Source organism: Stenotrophomonas sp. FR010 (genome assembly GCF_047520755.2).
Taxonomy (GTDB): Bacteria; Pseudomonadota; Gammaproteobacteria; order Xanthomonadales; family Xanthomonadaceae; genus Stenotrophomonas; species Stenotrophomonas sepilia.
On the sequence record NZ_JAXBQT020000012.1, the window covers coordinates 113,623 to 130,893 of the forward strand.

At 66.6% G+C, this 17,271-nt stretch carries 20 protein-coding genes; 16 read left to right on the plus strand and 4 right to left on the minus strand.

What is annotated here, in order from left to right:
• Positions 1–99: 99 nt before the first annotated feature.
• From ACM0PK_RS12690 to ACM0PK_RS12745, 12 genes are all read left to right on the plus strand, one after another.
• Positions 100–804 carry a C39 family peptidase gene (locus ACM0PK_RS12690; RefSeq protein ID WP_134970826.1) on the plus strand — a complete coding sequence of 235 codons (705 nt, stop codon included), beginning with the start codon at positions 100–102 and terminating at the stop codon, positions 802–804.
• 13 nt (positions 805–817) lie between these two features.
• Positions 818–1,567 (plus strand): hypothetical protein, encoded by a 750-nt coding sequence (locus tag ACM0PK_RS12695; RefSeq protein WP_414607217.1) that lies wholly within the window; start codon positions 818–820, stop codon positions 1,565–1,567.
• Positions 1,568–1,616: 49 nt separating this feature from the next.
• A complete protein-coding gene (locus ACM0PK_RS12700; protein ID WP_329845318.1) occupies positions 1,617–2,921 on the plus strand; it encodes a transporter in 1,305 nt (434 codons plus the stop codon).
• Between the two features lie 138 nt (positions 2,922–3,059).
• Positions 3,060–4,199 carry an SPFH domain-containing protein gene (locus tag ACM0PK_RS12705; RefSeq protein WP_061478323.1) on the plus strand — a complete coding sequence of 380 codons (1,140 nt, stop codon included), beginning with the start codon at positions 3,060–3,062 and terminating at the stop codon, positions 4,197–4,199.
• Between the two features lie 20 nt (positions 4,200–4,219).
• Positions 4,220–5,572 (plus strand): TFIIB-type zinc ribbon-containing protein, encoded by a 1,353-nt coding sequence (locus tag ACM0PK_RS12710; protein ID WP_414607866.1) that lies wholly within the window; start codon positions 4,220–4,222, stop codon positions 5,570–5,572.
• Positions 5,569–5,826, plus strand: coding sequence for a hypothetical protein (locus ACM0PK_RS12715; protein WP_005416661.1), 258 nt, complete (start codon positions 5,569–5,571; stop codon positions 5,824–5,826). Before ACM0PK_RS12710 ends, ACM0PK_RS12715 begins: the two co-directional genes overlap by 4 nt.
• Positions 5,827–6,036: 210 nt before the next feature.
• Positions 6,037–6,228 carry a hypothetical protein gene (locus tag ACM0PK_RS12720; protein WP_227836744.1) on the plus strand — a complete coding sequence of 64 codons (192 nt, stop codon included), beginning with the start codon at positions 6,037–6,039 and terminating at the stop codon, positions 6,226–6,228.
• Positions 6,229–6,261: 33 nt separating this feature from the next.
• Positions 6,262–6,621 carry an AprI/Inh family metalloprotease inhibitor gene (locus tag ACM0PK_RS12725; RefSeq protein ID WP_414607865.1) on the plus strand — a complete coding sequence of 120 codons (360 nt, stop codon included), beginning with the start codon at positions 6,262–6,264 and terminating at the stop codon, positions 6,619–6,621.
• 69 nt (positions 6,622–6,690) lie between these two features.
• On the plus strand, positions 6,691–7,650 hold the full coding sequence (locus ACM0PK_RS12730) for a cation diffusion facilitator family transporter (protein WP_072167118.1): 960 nt from the start codon (positions 6,691–6,693) through the stop codon (positions 7,648–7,650).
• Between the two features lie 72 nt (positions 7,651–7,722).
• The gene (locus tag ACM0PK_RS12735; RefSeq protein ID WP_414607864.1) at positions 7,723–8,358 is read left to right on the plus strand and encodes a DNA-3-methyladenine glycosylase; all 636 of its coding nucleotides are present in this window, start codon (positions 7,723–7,725) and stop codon (positions 8,356–8,358) included.
• On the plus strand, positions 8,358–8,552 hold the full coding sequence (locus ACM0PK_RS12740) for a hypothetical protein (RefSeq protein ID WP_111200977.1): 195 nt from the start codon (positions 8,358–8,360) through the stop codon (positions 8,550–8,552). Before ACM0PK_RS12735 ends, ACM0PK_RS12740 begins: the two co-directional genes overlap by 1 nt.
• 120 nt (positions 8,553–8,672) lie before the next feature.
• On the plus strand, positions 8,673–10,391 hold the full coding sequence (locus ACM0PK_RS12745) for a sensor domain-containing diguanylate cyclase (protein ID WP_414607863.1): 1,719 nt from the start codon (positions 8,673–8,675) through the stop codon (positions 10,389–10,391).
• On the opposite strand, the gene xth is transcribed toward ACM0PK_RS12745, so the two are convergent.
• Positions 10,392–11,183 carry an exodeoxyribonuclease III gene (gene xth, locus ACM0PK_RS12750; RefSeq protein ID WP_414607862.1) on the minus strand — a complete coding sequence of 264 codons (792 nt, stop codon included), beginning with the start codon at positions 11,181–11,183 and terminating at the stop codon, positions 10,392–10,394.
• 160 nt (positions 11,184–11,343) lie between these two features.
• Between xth and ACM0PK_RS12755 the strand changes: the two genes are divergently transcribed.
• Entirely contained in the window at positions 11,344–12,930 is a 1,587-nt protein-coding gene (locus ACM0PK_RS12755) for an alpha-amylase family glycosyl hydrolase (RefSeq protein WP_414607861.1), read from the plus strand.
• Here the strand turns inward: ACM0PK_RS12755 and ACM0PK_RS12760 are convergent.
• Positions 12,900–13,913: a TIGR03885 family FMN-dependent LLM class oxidoreductase gene (locus ACM0PK_RS12760; RefSeq protein ID WP_414607860.1), complete on the minus strand. Its 1,014-nt coding sequence runs from the start codon at positions 13,911–13,913 to the stop codon at positions 12,900–12,902. The two genes, ACM0PK_RS12755 and ACM0PK_RS12760, sit on opposite strands and share 31 nt — an antisense overlap.
• Before the next feature lie 32 nt (positions 13,914–13,945).
• On the opposite strand from ACM0PK_RS12760, the gene ACM0PK_RS12765 reads away from it, so the two are divergent.
• From ACM0PK_RS12765 to ACM0PK_RS12775, 3 genes are all read left to right on the plus strand, one after another.
• Entirely contained in the window at positions 13,946–14,305 is a 360-nt protein-coding gene (locus ACM0PK_RS12765; RefSeq protein ID WP_414607859.1) for a sensory rhodopsin transducer, read from the plus strand.
• A gap of 123 nt (positions 14,306–14,428) precedes the next feature.
• A complete protein-coding gene (locus tag ACM0PK_RS12770; protein WP_111200973.1) occupies positions 14,429–15,295 on the plus strand; it encodes a glucose 1-dehydrogenase in 867 nt (288 codons plus the stop codon).
• 6 nt (positions 15,296–15,301) lie between these two features.
• Positions 15,302–15,895, plus strand: a complete 594-nt coding sequence (locus ACM0PK_RS12775) for a mechanosensitive ion channel family protein (RefSeq protein WP_111200972.1) — start codon at positions 15,302–15,304, stop codon at positions 15,893–15,895.
• A 116-nt stretch (positions 15,896–16,011) separates the two neighbouring features.
• On the opposite strand, the gene ACM0PK_RS12780 is transcribed toward ACM0PK_RS12775, so the two are convergent.
• Both ACM0PK_RS12780 and ACM0PK_RS12785 read right to left on the minus strand, forming a co-directional pair.
• The gene (locus ACM0PK_RS12780) at positions 16,012–16,134 is read right to left on the minus strand and encodes a hypothetical protein (protein ID WP_258392205.1); all 123 of its coding nucleotides are present in this window, start codon (positions 16,132–16,134) and stop codon (positions 16,012–16,014) included.
• A 13-nt stretch (positions 16,135–16,147) separates the two neighbouring features.
• On the minus strand, positions 16,148–17,236 hold the full coding sequence (locus tag ACM0PK_RS12785) for a DNA glycosylase AlkZ-like family protein (protein ID WP_111201049.1): 1,089 nt from the start codon (positions 17,234–17,236) through the stop codon (positions 16,148–16,150).
• Between the last annotated feature and the right edge of the window lie 35 nt (positions 17,237–17,271).

Consider the following 17,271-nt stretch of genomic DNA (forward strand, 5'->3'; position numbering starts at 1 on the left):
GCGCAACACCCCGGCCGTCCGCCAACGGCCGGGTTCCCGGGAGCTCCTGTTCCTCCTCCCCCTTGGGACAGGAGCTCCCCCTTGCTGCCGGAGAATGCGATGTTCGGCCACCGTCTCTCGATACGCCTGCTGGCCTGCCTGCTGTTGCTGGGCGGCGCGTCCGCGCGGGCGGGCGACGTCGGCTTCGCCGGCGTACTGCCCAATGGCGCGCTGCTGCAGCAGAAGGTGGAGAGCATGCAGGAACGGCGCTACCGCAACGTGGTACGCCAGCACACCGATTACAGCTGCGGAGCGGCCGCACTGGCGACCGTCCTGCGCCATGCCTACCACCTGGACACCGACGAGGCGACGGTGATCGAAGGGATGATGGGGGTGTCAGATCCGGCGCTGGTGGCCGAGCGCGGTTTTTCACTGCTCGACATCAAGCGCTATGTGGAATCGCTGGGCATGCGTGGGCGCGGCTATCGCATCGATGAGGCACGCCTGCGCACGCTTCGCGTTCCCGGTCTTGTCCTGATGGACGTGCGCGGATTCCGCCACTTCGTGGTGCTCAAGCAGGTACGCGACGGCGTGGTCGAGGTGGCCGATCCCATCCTTGGCAACCGCAGCCTGGCGCTGCCTGAATTTCTCGCTGCCTGGCCATCGCGCGCCGTATTCGTGGTGATCGGCAGCGATTTCGATCGCAACACAGTCCTGCTGCAACCCAGCGAACGACCCAGTGCCCGCGCGCTCTACGCGCGACAGGGGCCGATCACCGATGCCGAACTGGTCGACTTCGGCTTCAGCCACGCCGACCTGTTCTGAAGGAGGCTCCGCCATGTTCCGCCACCGACTGTTGATGGCCCTGCTGCTGGCCTGCCCCGCCCTGCCCCTGCAGGCAGCGGACGCGGCGCCCGGGCGTGGCCTGAAGGAAATTCCGGATCCCGAACTGAACCTGATGCGCGGCCGCTACACCGTAGGTGGCAATACCGTGGCCTGGTTCGGAGTGACGATGGTCTCGCAGTGGCAGGCCAGCAACGGAAGCGTGCTGCAGGGTGCGTTGACCCTGGGCATGGACTTCCGCGGCGGCGGCAGCCCGAAATTGAGCTTCCAGCCCAGCGTGCACGTGACTGCTGCAGATGCGCCGCTGCCGGACACGCAGGGCCGCCATATCGACAGCAGCGGCCTGGCCAACGCCAATGGCCTGGTGCAGAGCGTGCAGGTGGCCGGCGATGGCAACGTTGCCCGCAATTCGACCACGCTGGTGGTGCGCAACGGCACGGTGCCGGGCCTTTCGGATGACGGTGCTCATTCGCTCAGTGCGCAGGGTGCAGGCGTCTCGGCCTCCGCAGTGCTGGACGGCAACCAGGCGCGCCTGCAGCTGCAGGTGGAGGGCCAGGGCATGGTCCAGCAATGGATACGTAACGGCAGCGTCGGCCAGGGCATCGCCCTGGCCGGTGACGGCCAGATCGCCAGCAACCAGCTGCGGCTGGAACTGGTGCGGGATACCGCGGGCGGCAACCTGCCGTTGAGCCAGAACGTGGCCCAGGCGATTGCGATGAACCGCGGCATGGGGCCGGGCCGCTAGCACCACGGCACGGCGTTGGGGGAAGTGTTCCACAACGCAGGACACGAACATGCACACCTTGATGAGGATCACCCCGTTGGCGCTGGCGGCGCTGGCGGGCACCGCCTTCGCCGCGCCGCCAGCGGCGGACGATGGCGCCGACGTGCAGGCACTGGCCAGCCAGCTGGAGCAGCTCAAATCCAACTATGCACAGGAAGTGCGGCGGCTGCGCGAACTGGACATGCAGGTGCAGGCGATGCAGGCGCGATTGAGTGGACGCACCGGGCCCACCGGGCCGGCAACGGCGGCGGCAACGGGCGCCGCAGTCGAGCATGGCTCGACGTTACAGACGTCGCAGGGTAGCGAGAGCTACGCCAGTACGGCGGCCGAGGCACAGCAGGCGAAGCAGGAATCGCGGCGCAGCGTGGATGATGTGAAACAACAGCAGTCGGCGCTGTTCTCGCGCCGCTTCACCGTCGAGAACAGCCTCACCTACGCCCGCTACGACCGCAAGCAGCTCACCCTCAATGGTTTCCTGGCGCTGGACGCGATCTTCCTCGGCAACATCGCCATCGAGAACGTTGAATCCGATTCGCTCACCTACAACCTGGCCGCACGTTGGGGTGTCAGCCCGAACCTGACGCTCAACCTGGACGTGCCTTACCTGGCGCGGCGCACCGTCTACCAGAAGGGCGGCGCGGGCGGTGCGGCGGCCGCGATCGCGCAGGAAGAAACCAATGGCAACGGGCTGGGCGATATCGGCTTGAGTGCGAACTACCGCTTGTTCGGCGAACGCGGCTGGCGCCCGGAAACGGTGCTCACCGCCGGAGTCACCGCCCCTACCGGGCGCGCACCCTACGGTCTGGACTGGAAGGTGATCGAGCGCGACGACGATGACTACATCCGCTTCGCCGTACCCAGGGAACAGCCCACCGGCAATGGCGTGTGGCAGGCCAATGTGGGCCTGTCGATGGTCAAGGCCGCCGATCCGGCAATCCTGTTCGCCAACGTTGGCTATGTGCATTCGTTCCCGCGTGGTTTCAGTGATATCGACAGCAACCCCGACACGGTCAACCCGGGTGACGTGAAGCTCGGCGGCGCGGTCTACTTCGGCGCTGGCGTGGCCTTTGCGTTCAACGAGCGCACCAGCCTCAGCCTGTCCTTCAGCGACCGCATCAGCGCCCGCGCTTCCACCCGTTTCCAAGGCGGGAAGTGGATGAAAGTGATCGGCAGCGACGCCAACGCGGCATCACTGAATCTGGGCGTGACCTACGCGCTCAACCAGCACACCACACTGGTGACCCTGCTCGGCATCGGGCTGACCCCGGATGCACCGGACTTCACTCTCGCCTTCAAGATCCCGTACATGTTGTAGAGACAGCGCCAGGCACGGCTCTGCGCCCCGGGCAGGGCCTGGATTCATCTTCCGGCACCACAGCGGTCCCTGCCCGCTGCTATATTCAGCCCAGCTCGGCAGGCATGGTGCCTGCCCTCGAATCACAGGGAGTTGGACATGGGTCTGGTACAGGCGGTGAAGGGTGCGGTCGGTGGTGTGCTGGCCGACCAGTGGAAGGACTTCTACACCGTGCCCACGGGCCTGCCCTCGACGGCGGCCCTGTTCGCGGCGGTGCCGCGCGGCACCAACGCCGGCCGCGGCTCCAACACCAGCGGCTCGTCCAACATCATCAGCAACGGCTCGAAGATCATCGTGCCGGAGGGCTACGGCCTGCTGCTGTTCCAGGACGGCGCGATCACCGCGTTCGTCGCCGAACCGGGCGGCTACGAGTGGCGTTCGGATGACCTGAACTCGCAGTCGATCTTCGCCGGCGACGGTCTGGTCAGCACCTTCATCAAGCAGAGCTGGGAACGCTTCAAGTTCGGCGGCCAGCCCGGTTCGCAGCAGGCGGCTTATTTCGTCTCGCTGAAGGAGCTGCCGGACAACCGCTTCGGGACCCAGTCGGAAATCTACTGGGACGACGGCTTCCTCAATACCCAGGTGGGTGCAGTCACGCGTGGCTCGTACACGCTGAAGATCGTCGATCCGATCCTGTTCGTGAAGAACTTCGTGCCGGCCAGTTACCTGCAGCCGGGCCAGGTGTTCGACTTCACCGACCTGGACAACGCCGCCGCCAGCCAGCTGTTCAATGAAGTGGTCGGTTCGCTGGCGCCGGCTTTCAGCCTGTACACGAACGATCCGGGCAAGGGCAACCGCATCACCAGGCTGCAGCAGGACTCGCTGGGCTTTGCACAGAGCCTGTCGGCCGCCGTCGAGCAGGGCTACCAGTGGAAGTCGGATCGCGGCCTGGCCATCGTCAAGACCGCCATTGTCTCGATCGAGTACGACGCCAACACCCGCGAGCTGCTGAAGACCGTGCAGCGCGCAGATGCACTGTCTGGCTCGCGCGGTAATTCCAACCTGCAGGCGAGCGTCGCCCAGGGCATCCAGTCGGCCGGCGAGAACGGCGGTGCGGCTGGCCTGGTCGGTGTCGGCATGGCCTCGGGCATGTTCGGTGTCGGCGGCATGCAGCAGCCGGTCACGCCGGCTGCCGACGATCCGGTGGCCAAGCTGAAGAAGGCCAAGGAAATGCTGGACCTGGGCCTGATCACCCAGGGCGACTATGACGCCCTGAAAGCCAAGGCGCTGGGCCTGTAACAGCAGGACGCACAACCCACATGTCCGATCCCAGAAACGGCCCACCGCCGCTGCCCGGATCCGTGCCCGCGACGCCGCCGCCCTTGCCGGCGGCGTCGTTGGATGGGCCCGGTTCGCCGCAGGACGTCCCTCCCCTGCCCGGCAGCTTCCCGCTGGACACCTCGAAACTGCCACAGGCCATCCGCGATGAAGTGGAAGCCCCCGATCCTGTGGCCATCGATACCTCGGCCAGCGAGCTGAAGGACGGCCTCAACCGCTGCCCGAAGTGCGGCGCCACCGACATCCGGCCCAAGGCCGGCACCGACATTCTCGTCTGCCTGTACTGCCGTCACGAATGGCATGGCGCGCGGGTCGAGGAGGAATTCGGGCTGGGCGAGGCCATCGACCAGCTGCGCGGCACGGTCATCGCTTCCGGCGCGCGTGACATCGACGCCGACACCTCGGCACTGATGACGTTCAAATGCACCGGGTGCGGCGCTGAAGTCACGGTCAATACCGAGAGTACGATGACGGCGCGCTGCCACTGGTGCCGCCACGTCTTCGGCGTCAACGAACAGATCAGCAATGGTGCGGTGCCCGACGCGGTGCTGCCCTTCCACATCAAGAAGGACGATGCGGTCGCGCGCATCCGCCAGTTCGTCGACAAGCGCCGCATGTTCGCGCTGAACGCGTTCAAGGAGCAGTTCACCCCGGAAAACGTGGTGGGCGTGTTCCTGCCCTACATGATCGTGGACAGCAACGTCAGCGCGGCCGTGGCCGGCAAGGGCGAGATCCAGACCCGGCAATACACGGTCGGCACCGAGAAGAACAAGCGCACCCTGTACGACGCCGATGTCTACCAGGTCGAACGCCAGGTGGATTTCACGGTTGATGACCTGCCCCTTGAATCCTCGGCCGAGCGCGGGAATCTCGATAGCCGCGCCAACACCAACAACATCATCAACACCATCCTGCCGTTCGATACCAAGAACGCGGTGAAATGGAACGCCTCATACCTGGCTGGCTTCACCTCTGAGAAGCGCAACCTCGACGTGGAGAAGCTGCGGCCGCGGCTGGAAGACCAGCTGCTGTCGATCGCCCGCGCGCAGGTGGAAGGTTCCGTGAGGCGCTACAACCGTGGCGTGCGTTGGGAACAGGAGCAGCTGGAGGTGCATGGAACGCGCTGGGTGTCGATGTACCTGCCGGTGTGGTTGTACTCGTATCACCAGCCCGGAAAGAACGGCGGCATGTTGCACTACATCGCAGTGAACGGCCGTACCGGCGAAACCATGGGCAGTGTGCCCGTGCAGCAATGGAAGATGCTGCTGGCGGCCCTGGCCACCGGCACCGTCATTGAAGCCCTCGCAATTGCCTTCCTGGTGGCATCGACATGAGCGACGACAGTGGCCTCTGGCTGTTGGCGGCAGGTCCGGCCGGCGCAACCGCGCTGTACTGGGCGCTGTACCGCTATTACCGCAACACCGACAAATCGCACTCCTTCGAACACGAGACCGAGATCGAGGCCAAACCGGTCACCGGCTCGGACCAGCAGGTCGGCCGGATCACCGGCACCGAGGACAAGCGTATCCGCGGTGACAACGTGTATGAGTACCGGAAACGGGTGGCAAGGGTGAAGCCGGATCAGTAGCGCCAGGCCATGCCTGGCTGCGGGTCATGCCGGCCGCGGGCCGGCATTCCTTCGGTCTCTGGGCGTCAAAGGGGAGCCGGCCAGCGGCCGGCACGACCCTTCAGCGGACAGCACCTGTTCTTGGCTGGCTTGCCTCAGGGCGCGCCCTCACACCGTCTCCCGCCCCACCGGTTCGGTACTCGCGCGATCCACCCTTCCGAGGATCGTGCGATGGCCGCCGTTCCTGCCCGTGCCTGCCTGTCCGTCCCGTGCTTCCTGACCCTGCCCGCCCTTGCCCAGGACGCGTCGTTCGGCTTCGGTGAACAGGCCACCCGTACCGAGCAGACCACGCAATCCAGCAGTACCCAGACCCAGAGCAGTGGCGCGGTGACCACGCAGACCACCACCAGCGGCAGCTCGTAGTCCGAGTCGCGCAGTGAAAGCAAGGGGCTGGACGTGGACTTCGGCTTCCACGACAACAACGATGACTGGGACCACGACCGCCAGCGCGGCGGCCGCGGCGTGCGCGAAGGCGATCTGTTCCGCAGCTGGACACTGGGCCAGGAGAACGGCAGCACCTGCACCATCGAGCTGAAGAACATCGAGTGGTTCGGCGGCTACAGTGCCTATGTGCCTGCCGGCTGCCCGGATGGCTTCTTCTCGGCCAACCGCTGGGTGCTGTCGGGCAACCAGCTGCTGCTGACTGACACCAGCAACACCGTATTCGGGCGCTTCCGCGCGTCGGGCGGCGGACGCTGGACGGGGTACCGTGAATCGGATGGTGCGCGCTTGTATCTCAATCCCAAGGGGCGCTGATCGCACCGTGCACGCAGTGGGCACGCGCTGATCGGGAAGATCAGGCATCCGCCCCACCCCGCCACCGAAATGTCCGCTCCCACCGGCTCCCGTCTCGTCATCTATGCGGCCCTTGCAGGCAATCTGGCCATTGCCGTGGCCAAGTTCATCGCAGCCGGCATCTCCGGCAGCTCGGCCATGCTCAGCGAAGGCGTGCATTCGCTGGTCGACACATTGAATGAACTTCTGCTGCTGTACGGGCTGCGCCGTGCCAGCAAGGCGCCGGATTCCCTGCATCCGTTCGGCTATGGCCGCGAACTGTACTTCTGGAGCTTCATCGTCGCCCTGCTGGTGTTCGCTGCCGGCGCCGGCGTTTCGGCCTACGAAGGTATCCAGCACATCCGCCAGCCGGAGCCGGCCACCAACCACGCGTTGAGCTACAGCGTGCTGGGCATCTCCATCCTGTTCGAGGGGGCTTCCTGGTGGGTGGCGCTGCGTGAGTTCCGGCGCACCAAGGGCAGACTTGGCTACTTCGAAGCGTTCCGCCGCAGCAAGGATCCTTCCACCTTTACCGTGCTGCTGGAGGATAGCGCGGCCCTGCTGGGCCTGGGCTTCGCACTGATCGGCCTGGTGGCCGCGCAGGTGCTGGACATGCCGGTGCTTGATGGCGTTGCGTCGCTGTGCATCGCTGGCGTGCTGGCCGCCACCGCCTTCCTCCTGGCCCGTGAGACCAAGGGCCTGCTGGTCGGAGAGCCTGCCCATCCCGCAGTGGCCGAGCGGATCATGGCGGTGGCCGAAACCGATCCGGATCTGCGCCGCGCCAACGGGGTGACCACCATGCAGATGGGCCCGGAACAGGTGGTGGCCATGCTCAGCGCCGAGTTCGAGGATGACCGGCGGACCCCGCAGATCGAAGCCTGCATCACCCGCATCGAAACGGCGGTGAAGCGCGAGTATCCGGAGCTGGTGGCACTGTTCATCAAGCCGCAGACGCCGGAGGTGTATGCCGCCCGGCGCGCTGCATTGGCCGCACCGCCTGCGCCGGAATGACGCGGCGTCTGCGCCCGTTTCACCTGATCGATGCCACAGTGCCACGGTCTTTCTCCCGAGCCTGCCACCACCGTGCCGGATTGGTTGCCCGCCTCCCTGCACATCCTGCCGCGCCGCTTCTACCGGCGTCCATCGACCGACGTTGCGCCGGAGCTGCTCAACAAGCTGCTGGTGCGCGACGATGGTCGCGCTGGCCGCATCGTCGAGGTTGAAGCCTATGCCGGCAGCGACGATCCCGCCGCGCACTCCTATCGCGGGCCAACGCCGCGCACGGCCAGCATGTTCGGTGAGGCCGGCCACCTCTATGTCTACTTCACGTACGGCATGCACTGGGGCAGCAACGTTGTCTGCGGAGAGGTCGGTGAAGGCGTGGCGGTGCTGCTGCGGGCCGTCGAGCCGCTGGCGGGCCTGGAGCGTATGCACGAGCTGCGCCCCGCCGCGCGCCGGGACCACGATCTGGCCAGCGGCCCCGGCAAGCTCTCGCAGGCCTTCGGGCTGGACCGCAGCTTCGACGGCGCCGATCTGGTAACAGGCAGCCATGGCATCGTGATCGCCAGCGATGGCACCCCGCCTCCGTCCGACCCGGAAGTTGGTCCACGGATCGGCATCACGCGCGCCGTCGATTTCCCCTGGCGATGGCACGTCCGTGACCACCGTCACGTATCGGTGCGGCGACGCCGCATCTCCGCCCCCGCAAGGAGACGTTGATGACACCTCTCGACAAGCCGTTGCGACGCGAACTGGAGATCGATGGCCAGCCCTACACCCTGACTGTGGACCCTGAAGGCCTGAAGCTGGTTGAGAAGGGACGACGCAAGGGCATTGCGCTGCGTTGGCAGGATCTGGTGTCCGGAGACGCGGCGCTGGCGACCGCATTGCAGGCATCGCTGCGCGAGCACTGAACCGACGCACCCACCTCACGCCGGCATCACCCCGTCACAGCGATACATAACACTGTACCGACTACCGTAGTCCCAGACAGCCGCCGCAAGCGCCCTCGCCACCCTGCCCTGAAAAGCACCATGGACGAAGCCGAACGACTGCTTGAGATCGAACGACTGCACCTGTTGGATACGCCCCCGGAGCCGGTGTTCGATGCCATCGTCGCCGCCGCCCGCGCCGCAACCGGCATGACCATGGGCCTGATCAGCGTGGTGGCCGAAGACCGCCAGTGGTTCAAGGCCAACATCGGCCTTGAAAGCGTCAGCGAAACGGCCCGCGAAATTTCCTTCTGCACCCATGCCATACGCCAGGACGAGCTGTTCGAGATACCCGATGCGCGCCAGGACCCACGTTTCTCCACCAATCCCCTGGTGACGGGTGGGCCGCGTATCCGCCACTACGCTGGCATCCCTCTGGGCTCGGCGCACGGCGCACGTATCGGCACGCTGTGCCTGCTCGACCCGATGCCCGGTGTGCTGTCCCCCTCCCAGCGCGAACTGATGGTGCATCTGGCGCGGGTCACCACCCAGGTGCTGGAACAGCGCAGCACCCTGATGGCGCAGGTGGGCCAGGCCAAGGCGCTGCATCGCGAGCTGAAACGCAGCGAGGACTTCCTGGAGCGTACCAACCGTGCCGCACGGGTAGGCGGCTGGGAGATGGACCTGCTGACCAACGAGGTGCGCTGGACACGGGAAACCAAGCAGTTGCATGGCGTACGCAGCAACTTCGAGCCTACGTTGGAGACCGCACTCTCGTTCTATCGCGAAGACAGCCGCAACATCATCCGGGCAGCAGTGCAGCGTTGCATCGACGAAGGCACGTCCTGGGAGGTGCAGCTGCCAATGACCACCGCCGACGGGCGCGCGATCTGGACCCGGGTGGTCGGCAGCCGGCAACAGGTCGACGGCCATCCGCGCCTGGTCGGGGCGATCCAGGACATCACGGACGAGCGAGCCGCGCTCGACGCGCTGGAAGCGAGCGAAACCCGCTACCGGCGACTGTTCCACTATAGCCTGGGCCTGATCTGCACCCACACGCTGGACGGCACATTGACCTCGGTGAATCCCGCGGCGGTGCAGTCGCTGGGCTTCGAGGAAAGCCAGATGATCGGGCGCAGCCTGTGTGACCTGATGCCGCCGGAAAAACGCGAGGGCTTCAAGGCCTACCTCGCTCGGATCCGGGCAAATCACACCGACGCTGGCGTGATCGAGCTGATTGCCGCGGACGGTACGCGCCACTACTGGGCGTACCACAACGTGCTCGACAGCGAGGCCAGCCCGCCCTACGTGCTGGGACATGCACAGGACGTCACCGCGCTGCGGATGCAGGAGCAGCAGCTGCGCGAAATGTCCTTCAAGGATCCGCTCACCCAGTGCTACAACCGGCGCTACCTGCACCGGCTGGATGAACTGATTGACGAGCGCTGGGCCTGCGTGATGTTCGACCTGGACCACTTCAAGCACATCAACGACACCCAAGGCCACCGGCGTGGCGACGCCGTCCTGGTCGAGTTCGCCACCTTCCTGCGCTCACCGCTGGGCAAGGATGAGACAGTGGTGCGACTGGGCGGCGACGAATTCATGGTGGTACTGGTCGCGCCTGCGGACGGCCGGTTGAGCGAACTGGAGCATTGGTACCAGGACCACGCCGCGCTCTCGCCCAGCGCGTTCTCGATGGGTGCGGCCATCAACACGCCCGGCGAGCCGGTGGCCGACACCATCCAGAAAGCGGACAGCCGCCTGTATCGCACCCGCGCACGGGTACGCCGCGAGCGACGCGAGGACCCAGCCGCCCGTTGATCACGCGCTTACCGTCACCCAGGCCGGCGCGTGGTCGCTGGCCTTTTCCTGCAGGCGTACCCAGCGGTCGACGCCAGCGTCCTTCAGTCGCGACGCCAGTACGGGGTTCAACAGCAGATGATCGATGCGCAACCCACGGTCGCGCTCGGCATGCTGGCGGAAATAATCCCAGAAGGTATAGATCGTGGCGTCGCCGTGCACCTTCCGCACCGCATCGGTCCAGCCCTGCGCCAGCAGTCGTTCGAAGGCCTCGCGCACCTCCGGCTGGAACAGCGCATCGCGGCGCCAGGCCTTGGGGTCGTAGACGTCGGCTTCGGTGGGAATCACGTTGAAATCACCCAGCAGCAGCGCCGGATGCGGCAGCTCGACCAGGCTGCGCGCATGCCGGATCAGGCGCTCCATCCAGCGCAGCTTGTAGTCGAACCTGGGCCCGGGCTGCGGGTTGCCGTTGGGCAGGTAGAGGGCACCCACGATGACCCCGTGCGCCGCCGCCTCCAGGTAGCGGCTCTGGGTGTCCTTGGGCTCGCCCGGCAATCGGCGGCGGCTCTCAACCGGCGTGGTCCCTCGTGCCAGCAGCGCCACGCCGTTCCACCGCGCCTCGCCCTGCCAGAGCGCGCCGTAGCCCGCCTCTTCCAGCGCCGCAGCCGGAAACGCGGCGTCGGTCGCCTTCAGTTCCTGCAGGGCAACCACATCCGGCGATTCCCTGTGCAGCCAGTCCAACAGCTGCGGCAGGCGTGTGCCGATGCCGTTGACGTTGAACGTGGCAATGCGAAGCGTCTTGCGTCGGGCCATGCAGGAAGCCTCCTCGGCGCCGGGAATGAGCATTCACTGTGCCCGCCCGCGCATGCAGAGTCCGTGGATGCCATGTCATGACAGGGTGCCATCCGTTTCACCAACCGCTGCCACGGGCGACAGCAGGCTGGTCACCCGTGGCCAGTGACGGAGAAGCCCCATGGCGGTGCGCCCGCTGCGCGCGATCTACCAGGTCGACCCCTACCTGTTCCGCGACAGCAATGGGCGCGGCTGGGGCACGCTGGATGGCATCACCGAAAAGCTGGACTACCTGCAGTGGCTCGGTGTCAGCCACCTGTGGCTGCTGCCGTTCTACTGCAACGCCGGCCGTGACGGTGGCTACGATGTCACCGATCACTACCGCATCGATCCACGCCTGGGCGACCAGACCGCGTTCCAGCGCCTGGTCGATGCTGCCGACGCACGCGGTATCGGTATCATCGTCGAACTGGTGATGCAGCACACGGCCAGCGCCCACCCGTGGTTCGTCGCCGCGCAGCGGGGCGACCCGGTATGGCGCCGCTGGTACCTGTGGAGCGACCACGTGCCCGACGACGGCCTGCAGCCGATGTTCCCGCCGATCGAGGCGTCTGCCTGGACATGGGACGCCGAGGCCGGCGCGTTCAACCGGCACATGTTCTACCGGCACGAGCCAGACCTGGAGCTGGCCCATGCGCCAGTACGCGACGAACTGCTGCGGGTGATGACGTTCTGGATGCAGCGCGGCGTGGCCGGCTTCCGCGTGGATGCGGTCCCGTACATGGTCGAGCGCGCCCGCCACGCGGACCCGCGCGACGACGGGCTGTGGCTGCTGGAGGAAATGCGCGCCACGGCAGACGCACAGCAGCCAGGGCTTCCGTTGATCGGCGAAGCGGATGTCCGCGCGTCCCGCTACGGTGACTTCCTGTGCCAGGGGCGGCGGCTTTCGCACCTGCTCGACTTCCATCTGAACAATCATTTCTTCCTGGCCCTGGCGCGCGGCGATGCCAGCGAAGTGGCCCGGGTCATGGCCGAGTACGGATCGCAGGCGCCGCCGCACACCCGCATCGCCTGGCTGCGCAACAATGATGAGCTTGACCTGGAGCAGCTGCGGCCCGACGAACGCGAAGCGGTGATGGAGCGCTTCGCGCCCGAACCTGGCATGCGCATCTATGGCCGCGGCATCCGCCGCCGGCTGGCGCCCATGCTGGACGGCGACACCGCGTGGCAGGCCATGGCCTGGGCCGCACTGCTGTCGCTGGGTCAGGTGCCGGTGATCCGGTATGGCGAGGAAATCGGCCTCGGTGACTGCCTGGAACTGCCCGAGCGCAACGCCGTGCGGATGCCGATGCACTGGCACGACCGCCCAGGAGCGGGGTTTACCGATCAGCCACGGCATGCGTGGCGCGCGCCTCCGGCAGACGGCGCTTACGGTTACCGGACAGTGAATGTCGAGGCGCAACGCGCGACGCCCGGCTCGCTGCTGCGGCGTGTGCGCGAGCTGCTGCAGCAACGCAATGCCCATCCCGTGCTGCAGCAGGGGCCACACACGCTCGACCCACCTTCACCTGCGCTGCTGATGCTCCGCTACGGCGAGGCCCCCCACCAGGCGCTTGCACTGATCAACTTCGGCGACAACCCGGTTGAGGTAGAGGTGCCACTGCACGGCTCGCTGCGTATGCTGGTGGGCCACGGCACCACCATGCAGAATAACCGCTGCATCCTGCAGTGCCACGGCTACGCGTGGCTGGCCGCCGAGGGTGCCTGAGTGCGCAGCGCGGGCAGCACGTGTTCGGCGAAATCATCGATGAAGCGGTCCTGCTCGCGGTTCACGTTGTGCAGGTAGATGCGATCGAAGCCCAGTGACTGCAGTTCCTGCAGCCAGGCCCGGTGCTGGCCAAGATCCGCCGAGACATGCACGTGCTGGCGCAGCTCCTCGGCACTGACCGACCGGGCCTGTGCCTCGAACTGCTCGGGCTGGTCCAGGCCTTCGGCCAGTTCCGGTGGCAGCACATTGGCGCTCCACTGCTCCATCGCGCCTTCCAGTGCCGCCTGTTCGGCACGCGCGTAGGAGAGCTTGGCCTGCAGGTACATCGGCTTGCCCCTGCCACCGCCGTCCTCGAACGCCGCTACCACACGCCGCAACTGCGCAAGTGGTTGGCTGATGGTGATCAGGCCATCGGCCCAGCCCCCCATCCAGCGTGCGGTTTCCTCAGTGACGGCCGCCCCCAGTAGCGGCAAGGGCAGCGCCGGGCGACTGTAGAGCCGTGCCTGGCGCACCTGGAAGCCACAGTCGTGGTCGACCTGCTCGCCGCCCCACAGCCGCCGCATCACCTCGGCCGCAGCGCGCAGTGCCTTCTGCCGCTCGCGCTTGGCTGGCCACGGCTGGCCGGTGATGCACTCGTTCAGGGCCTCGCCAGTACCCAGCGCCAGCCAGATCCGGCCCGGCGCCAGCTGCTCCAGCGTCGCCGCTGCCTGTGCCACCAAGGCCGGGTGCTGGCGCAGCATCGGGCAGGTCACCATGCCCAGGGTCAACGCGCTCTGCACCGCCAGCGCGCCGGCCCACACCCAGCTGTGGCCCGACTGCCCTTGTGCGGTCGTCCACGGGTGGAAATGGTCCGAGCACATCAGGGCCTCGAATCCCGCTTGTTCGGCGCGCAGCGCCAGGCCCAGCAAGGTGGCGGGCGGGAACTGCTCATGCGATGCGTGGTAGCCGATGGTCATCACCGATTCCGTGCGGGGACTGGACACGATGGCAACATCCCTCCAGCTAAAACGGCGTCATGGAAACGAACACTCCCTGCATCGGGCATCGACGCTGGGCTATCGCCGAGGGCTACATTCCAGCCTGGAGCAACGGCCCGTCACCGGAGATGCAGAGTCACGAAACCTGCTGTGTCCTCAATGCCGGCAGCGAGGACGCGCATGTCACGCTGACCCTCTACTTCGAGGACCGCGATCCGGTGGGTCCCTACCGGATCACGGTGCCGGCGCAGCGCACCTGCCATCTGCGCTTCAACGATCTGCAGGATCCGGCACCTGTGCCGCGCGGCACGGGCTTCGCCACCCTCGTCGAATCCGACCAGCCGATCATCGTGCAGCACACGCGGCTGGATTCACGCAACCGGCCAACAGCATCATGACCACCATCGCGCATCCAGTGTGAAGCCGCGCGCGCAGGCGTCCACGCTGCAACGACACCGCGCCGTCCAGCCGTTTACCCGCTTGGAGGGAGACTGGCGCCGGTTTCCTTTCGGAGAGTGACGATGGCCCTGCCCGACTATCCACGCCCGCCCTTCCCGGCCCAGCAGCAATCCTTCCCCGGCAAGACTGCGCAGATGCAGCCCCGGCCGGACCACGGCGAGGACAGTTATCGCGGGCATGGCCTGCTGCAGGGCAAGAAGGCACTGATCACCGGCGGTGACAGCGGTATCGGCGCGGCGGTGGCGATCGCTTTCGCGCGCGAAGGCGCCGACGTTGCCATCGCATTCCTCGATGGCGAGCAGGACGACGCCCGCCATGTGCAGCAGCAGATCGAACAGGCCGGGCGCAAAGCCGTGCTGGTACCCTGCGACATCAGTGACCCGTCACAGGCGCGATCGCTCGTAGACCGCGTGGCCAGCGAACTGGACGGTCTCGATATCCTGGTCAACAACGCGGCCTACCAGCGCTACTACGAGCACTTCGACGACATCACCCTGGATGACTGGAAGCGGACGTTCGATACCAACGTGCATGCCGTGTTCAATCTGACCCGGCTGTGCGTCCCGCACCTGCGCGGTGGCGGTGCGATCATCAACACCGCATCGGTCAACTCCAAGCGGCCGACGCCGAACATCCTTCCCTATTCTGCAACCAAAGGTGCCGTCGCCAACCTGACGCTGGGGCTGGCCGGCCTGCTGGCCGAGCATCAGATCCGCGTCAATGCCGTGCTGCCCGGCCCGATCTGGACGCCGTTCATTCCCGCAGGCATGGCCGCCCAAGAGGTCGAACAGTTCGGCGCACAGACGCCGTTCGGCCGCCCCGGACAGCCGGCCGAGCTGGCCTCGGCCTATGTGATGCTGGCTTCGGACAGCGCCAGCTACACCTCCGGGGCGCTGCTGACCATCTCCGGCGGCGCGGCAACACTGTGACCCCTCATGGCCGGACTGCCCGCCTGGATCGAGGACTGGCTGACCGTGGTTGTACCGGTGGCCGAGGTGCTGGCCATCCTCGGCATCGCATGGTTGATGGTGCGTGCCCTGGCGTGGTTGCTGGTGCAGGCCCGGCAGCGCGGCAGGCTGGCTCCAGAGCTTCATGTGGGCCTGCGCCGCGGCGGTGCCTTGCTGCTGTATCTGGCGGCTGCGCTGCTGATACTGGAGCGACTGGGCGTGTCGCGCTCGGTGCTGTGGACCGCGCTGACCGGGTTCATGGCGGTCGGTGCGGTGGCGTTCTTTGCCGCATGGAGCGTGTTGTCCAACCTGTTCTGTTCGTTCCTGATCGTCGCCACGCGCCCTTTCCGCATCAATGACACCATTGAGGTGCTGGAAAGCGTGGACAAGCCGGGCCTGTGCGGTGAGGTGGTGGACATCAACCTGATCTACACCACGCTGAGTGATCGGGGCGAAGGCGCGCGCGGTTGCCTGCTGCGCGTGCCCAACTCCTTGTTCTTCCAGCGCATCACCCGGCACTGGGGTGACGGCGGCTATTCCCAGCTACCGGGAAGCGTACCAATCAAAGGCAAGGTGCGCTGAGCAGCTGTGGAGCCGAGCGCATGCTCGGCTTGCTGCGCGCAGCGCTCGGTGCGCGCGACTTGAACGGAGTGCAGCCGAGCGCGGGCTCGGCTCTACAGGTGCCATAGCGGGCGGCCCTATTCCGCCGCCAGTGCCTGGATAGGGTCCAGCTGTGCAGCACTGCGTGCCGGGAAGCAGCCGACGCCCAGCCCGATCACAGACGAACACACCAACGCGGCCAGCACCAGATAGGTACCCATGCGCCGCTTGACGCTACAGGAACTCCGCCATGCGCTGCAGCTCGTCGTCCAGCGCACCACCAAACATCTTGTCGCGGGCCAGCGACTTGCCGGCATAACCCACGTTCGACACCAACTCACCCTCGCGTGCGCTGAGATTGGCCCAGCCCACCACTTGGTCGTGCCACAACACCGGCAGCGCGTAGTAGCCGTACTGGCGTTTCGGCGCAGGCGTGTACGCTTCGAACTTGTAGACCCAATTCCACAATAGCTCAAAACGGCGGCGGTCCCACACCACCGGGTCGAACGGCGCCAGCAGGCGCACCTGCTCGTCTGGCGCGTGCCTGCGCGAGCGTGGATTCTCGTCTGCCGGCCAGTGCCAGGTGGTGCCCTCCAGCGAGCAGCTGGCCAGCTGCTGCTTGGCCAGCGCCAATGCCTTGCGGGTCTGCTCGGCCAGATGCGGTGCACCATAGCCCAGCAGGCGCACCAGGTAGGTCAGGCTGGCCGATGGCAGCGGCGCGTACTTGCGCACCACCAGATCAATCAGGGCGGCCGCGCGTTCGACCTGCGACTGCTCGCTGGCATCCGCCTCGGCATGCTCGGCCACGGCGTAGATACGGGTGCCGTTGTCACGCCGCGCCACGCGCAGCATTCCGCGGTAGTGCATGCCATCGAGCAGGTGGGTGCTGGCATTGCTGGTGCCGCCCCAGTAGTTGGTCACCCGCCCATGCGCAAACGCCTGGTCGACCTCGCGGGGGTGCACGCTGCCGCGCTCGCGCACGAACGCCAGCACCTCGGCCGCGCGGCGATGGGTCTCGGCGTCCCACTCGCGCTTGGACACGCGCGGGTGCATCAGCGCCAGATGCTCGCGCGGCAGGAAGCCGTAGTTCACCAGGCAGTCCTCTTCCACCGGCAAGCGCGCATAACGACGTTCAAGATCACCCGCGCGGTAGTCTTTCACCCGGTGCCGCAGGGTCAGATCCTGCGCGCGTGCCGGTGCCCGGATCGGGTCGGCCTGCACGAAGCCCAGCTTCCGGATCGCGGTCAGCAGCGTGGTCGGCTTGAACAGGGTGCGCGCCACCGCATAGCGGCGCAGATCTTCAAGGGTGGGCGTGGCTGGCATGGCCTCATTGTAGATCCACCCCATGCGTGGATGGC

What these genes read in the sequence shown, in the direction of transcription:
- ACM0PK_RS12690 (WP_134970826.1), top strand. Translation starts at nt 100, where the DNA reads ATGTTCGGCCACCGTCTCTCGATACGCCTGCTGGCCTGCCTGCTGTTG.
- ACM0PK_RS12695 (WP_414607217.1), top strand. Translation starts at nt 818, where the DNA reads ATGTTCCGCCACCGACTGTTGATGGCCCTGCTGCTGGCCTGCCCCGCC.
- ACM0PK_RS12700 (WP_329845318.1), top strand. Translation starts at nt 1,617, where the DNA reads ATGCACACCTTGATGAGGATCACCCCGTTGGCGCTGGCGGCGCTGGCG.
- ACM0PK_RS12705 (WP_061478323.1), top strand. Translation starts at nt 3,060, where the DNA reads ATGGGTCTGGTACAGGCGGTGAAGGGTGCGGTCGGTGGTGTGCTGGCC.
- ACM0PK_RS12710 (WP_414607866.1), top strand. Translation starts at nt 4,220, where the DNA reads ATGTCCGATCCCAGAAACGGCCCACCGCCGCTGCCCGGATCCGTGCCC.
- ACM0PK_RS12715 (WP_005416661.1), top strand. Translation starts at nt 5,569, where the DNA reads ATGAGCGACGACAGTGGCCTCTGGCTGTTGGCGGCAGGTCCGGCCGGC.
- ACM0PK_RS12720 (WP_227836744.1), top strand. Translation starts at nt 6,037, where the DNA reads ATGGCCGCCGTTCCTGCCCGTGCCTGCCTGTCCGTCCCGTGCTTCCTG.
- ACM0PK_RS12730 (WP_072167118.1), top strand. Translation starts at nt 6,691, where the DNA reads ATGTCCGCTCCCACCGGCTCCCGTCTCGTCATCTATGCGGCCCTTGCA.
- ACM0PK_RS12740 (WP_111200977.1), top strand. Translation starts at nt 8,358, where the DNA reads ATGACACCTCTCGACAAGCCGTTGCGACGCGAACTGGAGATCGATGGC.
- ACM0PK_RS12745 (WP_414607863.1), top strand. Translation starts at nt 8,673, where the DNA reads ATGGACGAAGCCGAACGACTGCTTGAGATCGAACGACTGCACCTGTTG.
- xth (WP_414607862.1), bottom strand. Translation starts at nt 11,183, where the DNA reads ATGGCCCGACGCAAGACGCTTCGCATTGCCACGTTCAACGTCAACGGC.
- ACM0PK_RS12755 (WP_414607861.1), top strand. Translation starts at nt 11,344, where the DNA reads ATGGCGGTGCGCCCGCTGCGCGCGATCTACCAGGTCGACCCCTACCTG.
- ACM0PK_RS12765 (WP_414607859.1), top strand. Translation starts at nt 13,946, where the DNA reads ATGGAAACGAACACTCCCTGCATCGGGCATCGACGCTGGGCTATCGCC.
- ACM0PK_RS12770 (WP_111200973.1), top strand. Translation starts at nt 14,429, where the DNA reads ATGGCCCTGCCCGACTATCCACGCCCGCCCTTCCCGGCCCAGCAGCAA.
- ACM0PK_RS12775 (WP_111200972.1), top strand. Translation starts at nt 15,302, where the DNA reads ATGGCCGGACTGCCCGCCTGGATCGAGGACTGGCTGACCGTGGTTGTA.
- ACM0PK_RS12780 (WP_258392205.1), bottom strand. Translation starts at nt 16,134, where the DNA reads ATGGGTACCTATCTGGTGCTGGCCGCGTTGGTGTGTTCGTCTGTGATC.
- ACM0PK_RS12785 (WP_111201049.1), bottom strand. Translation starts at nt 17,236, where the DNA reads ATGCCAGCCACGCCCACCCTTGAAGATCTGCGCCGCTATGCGGTGGCG.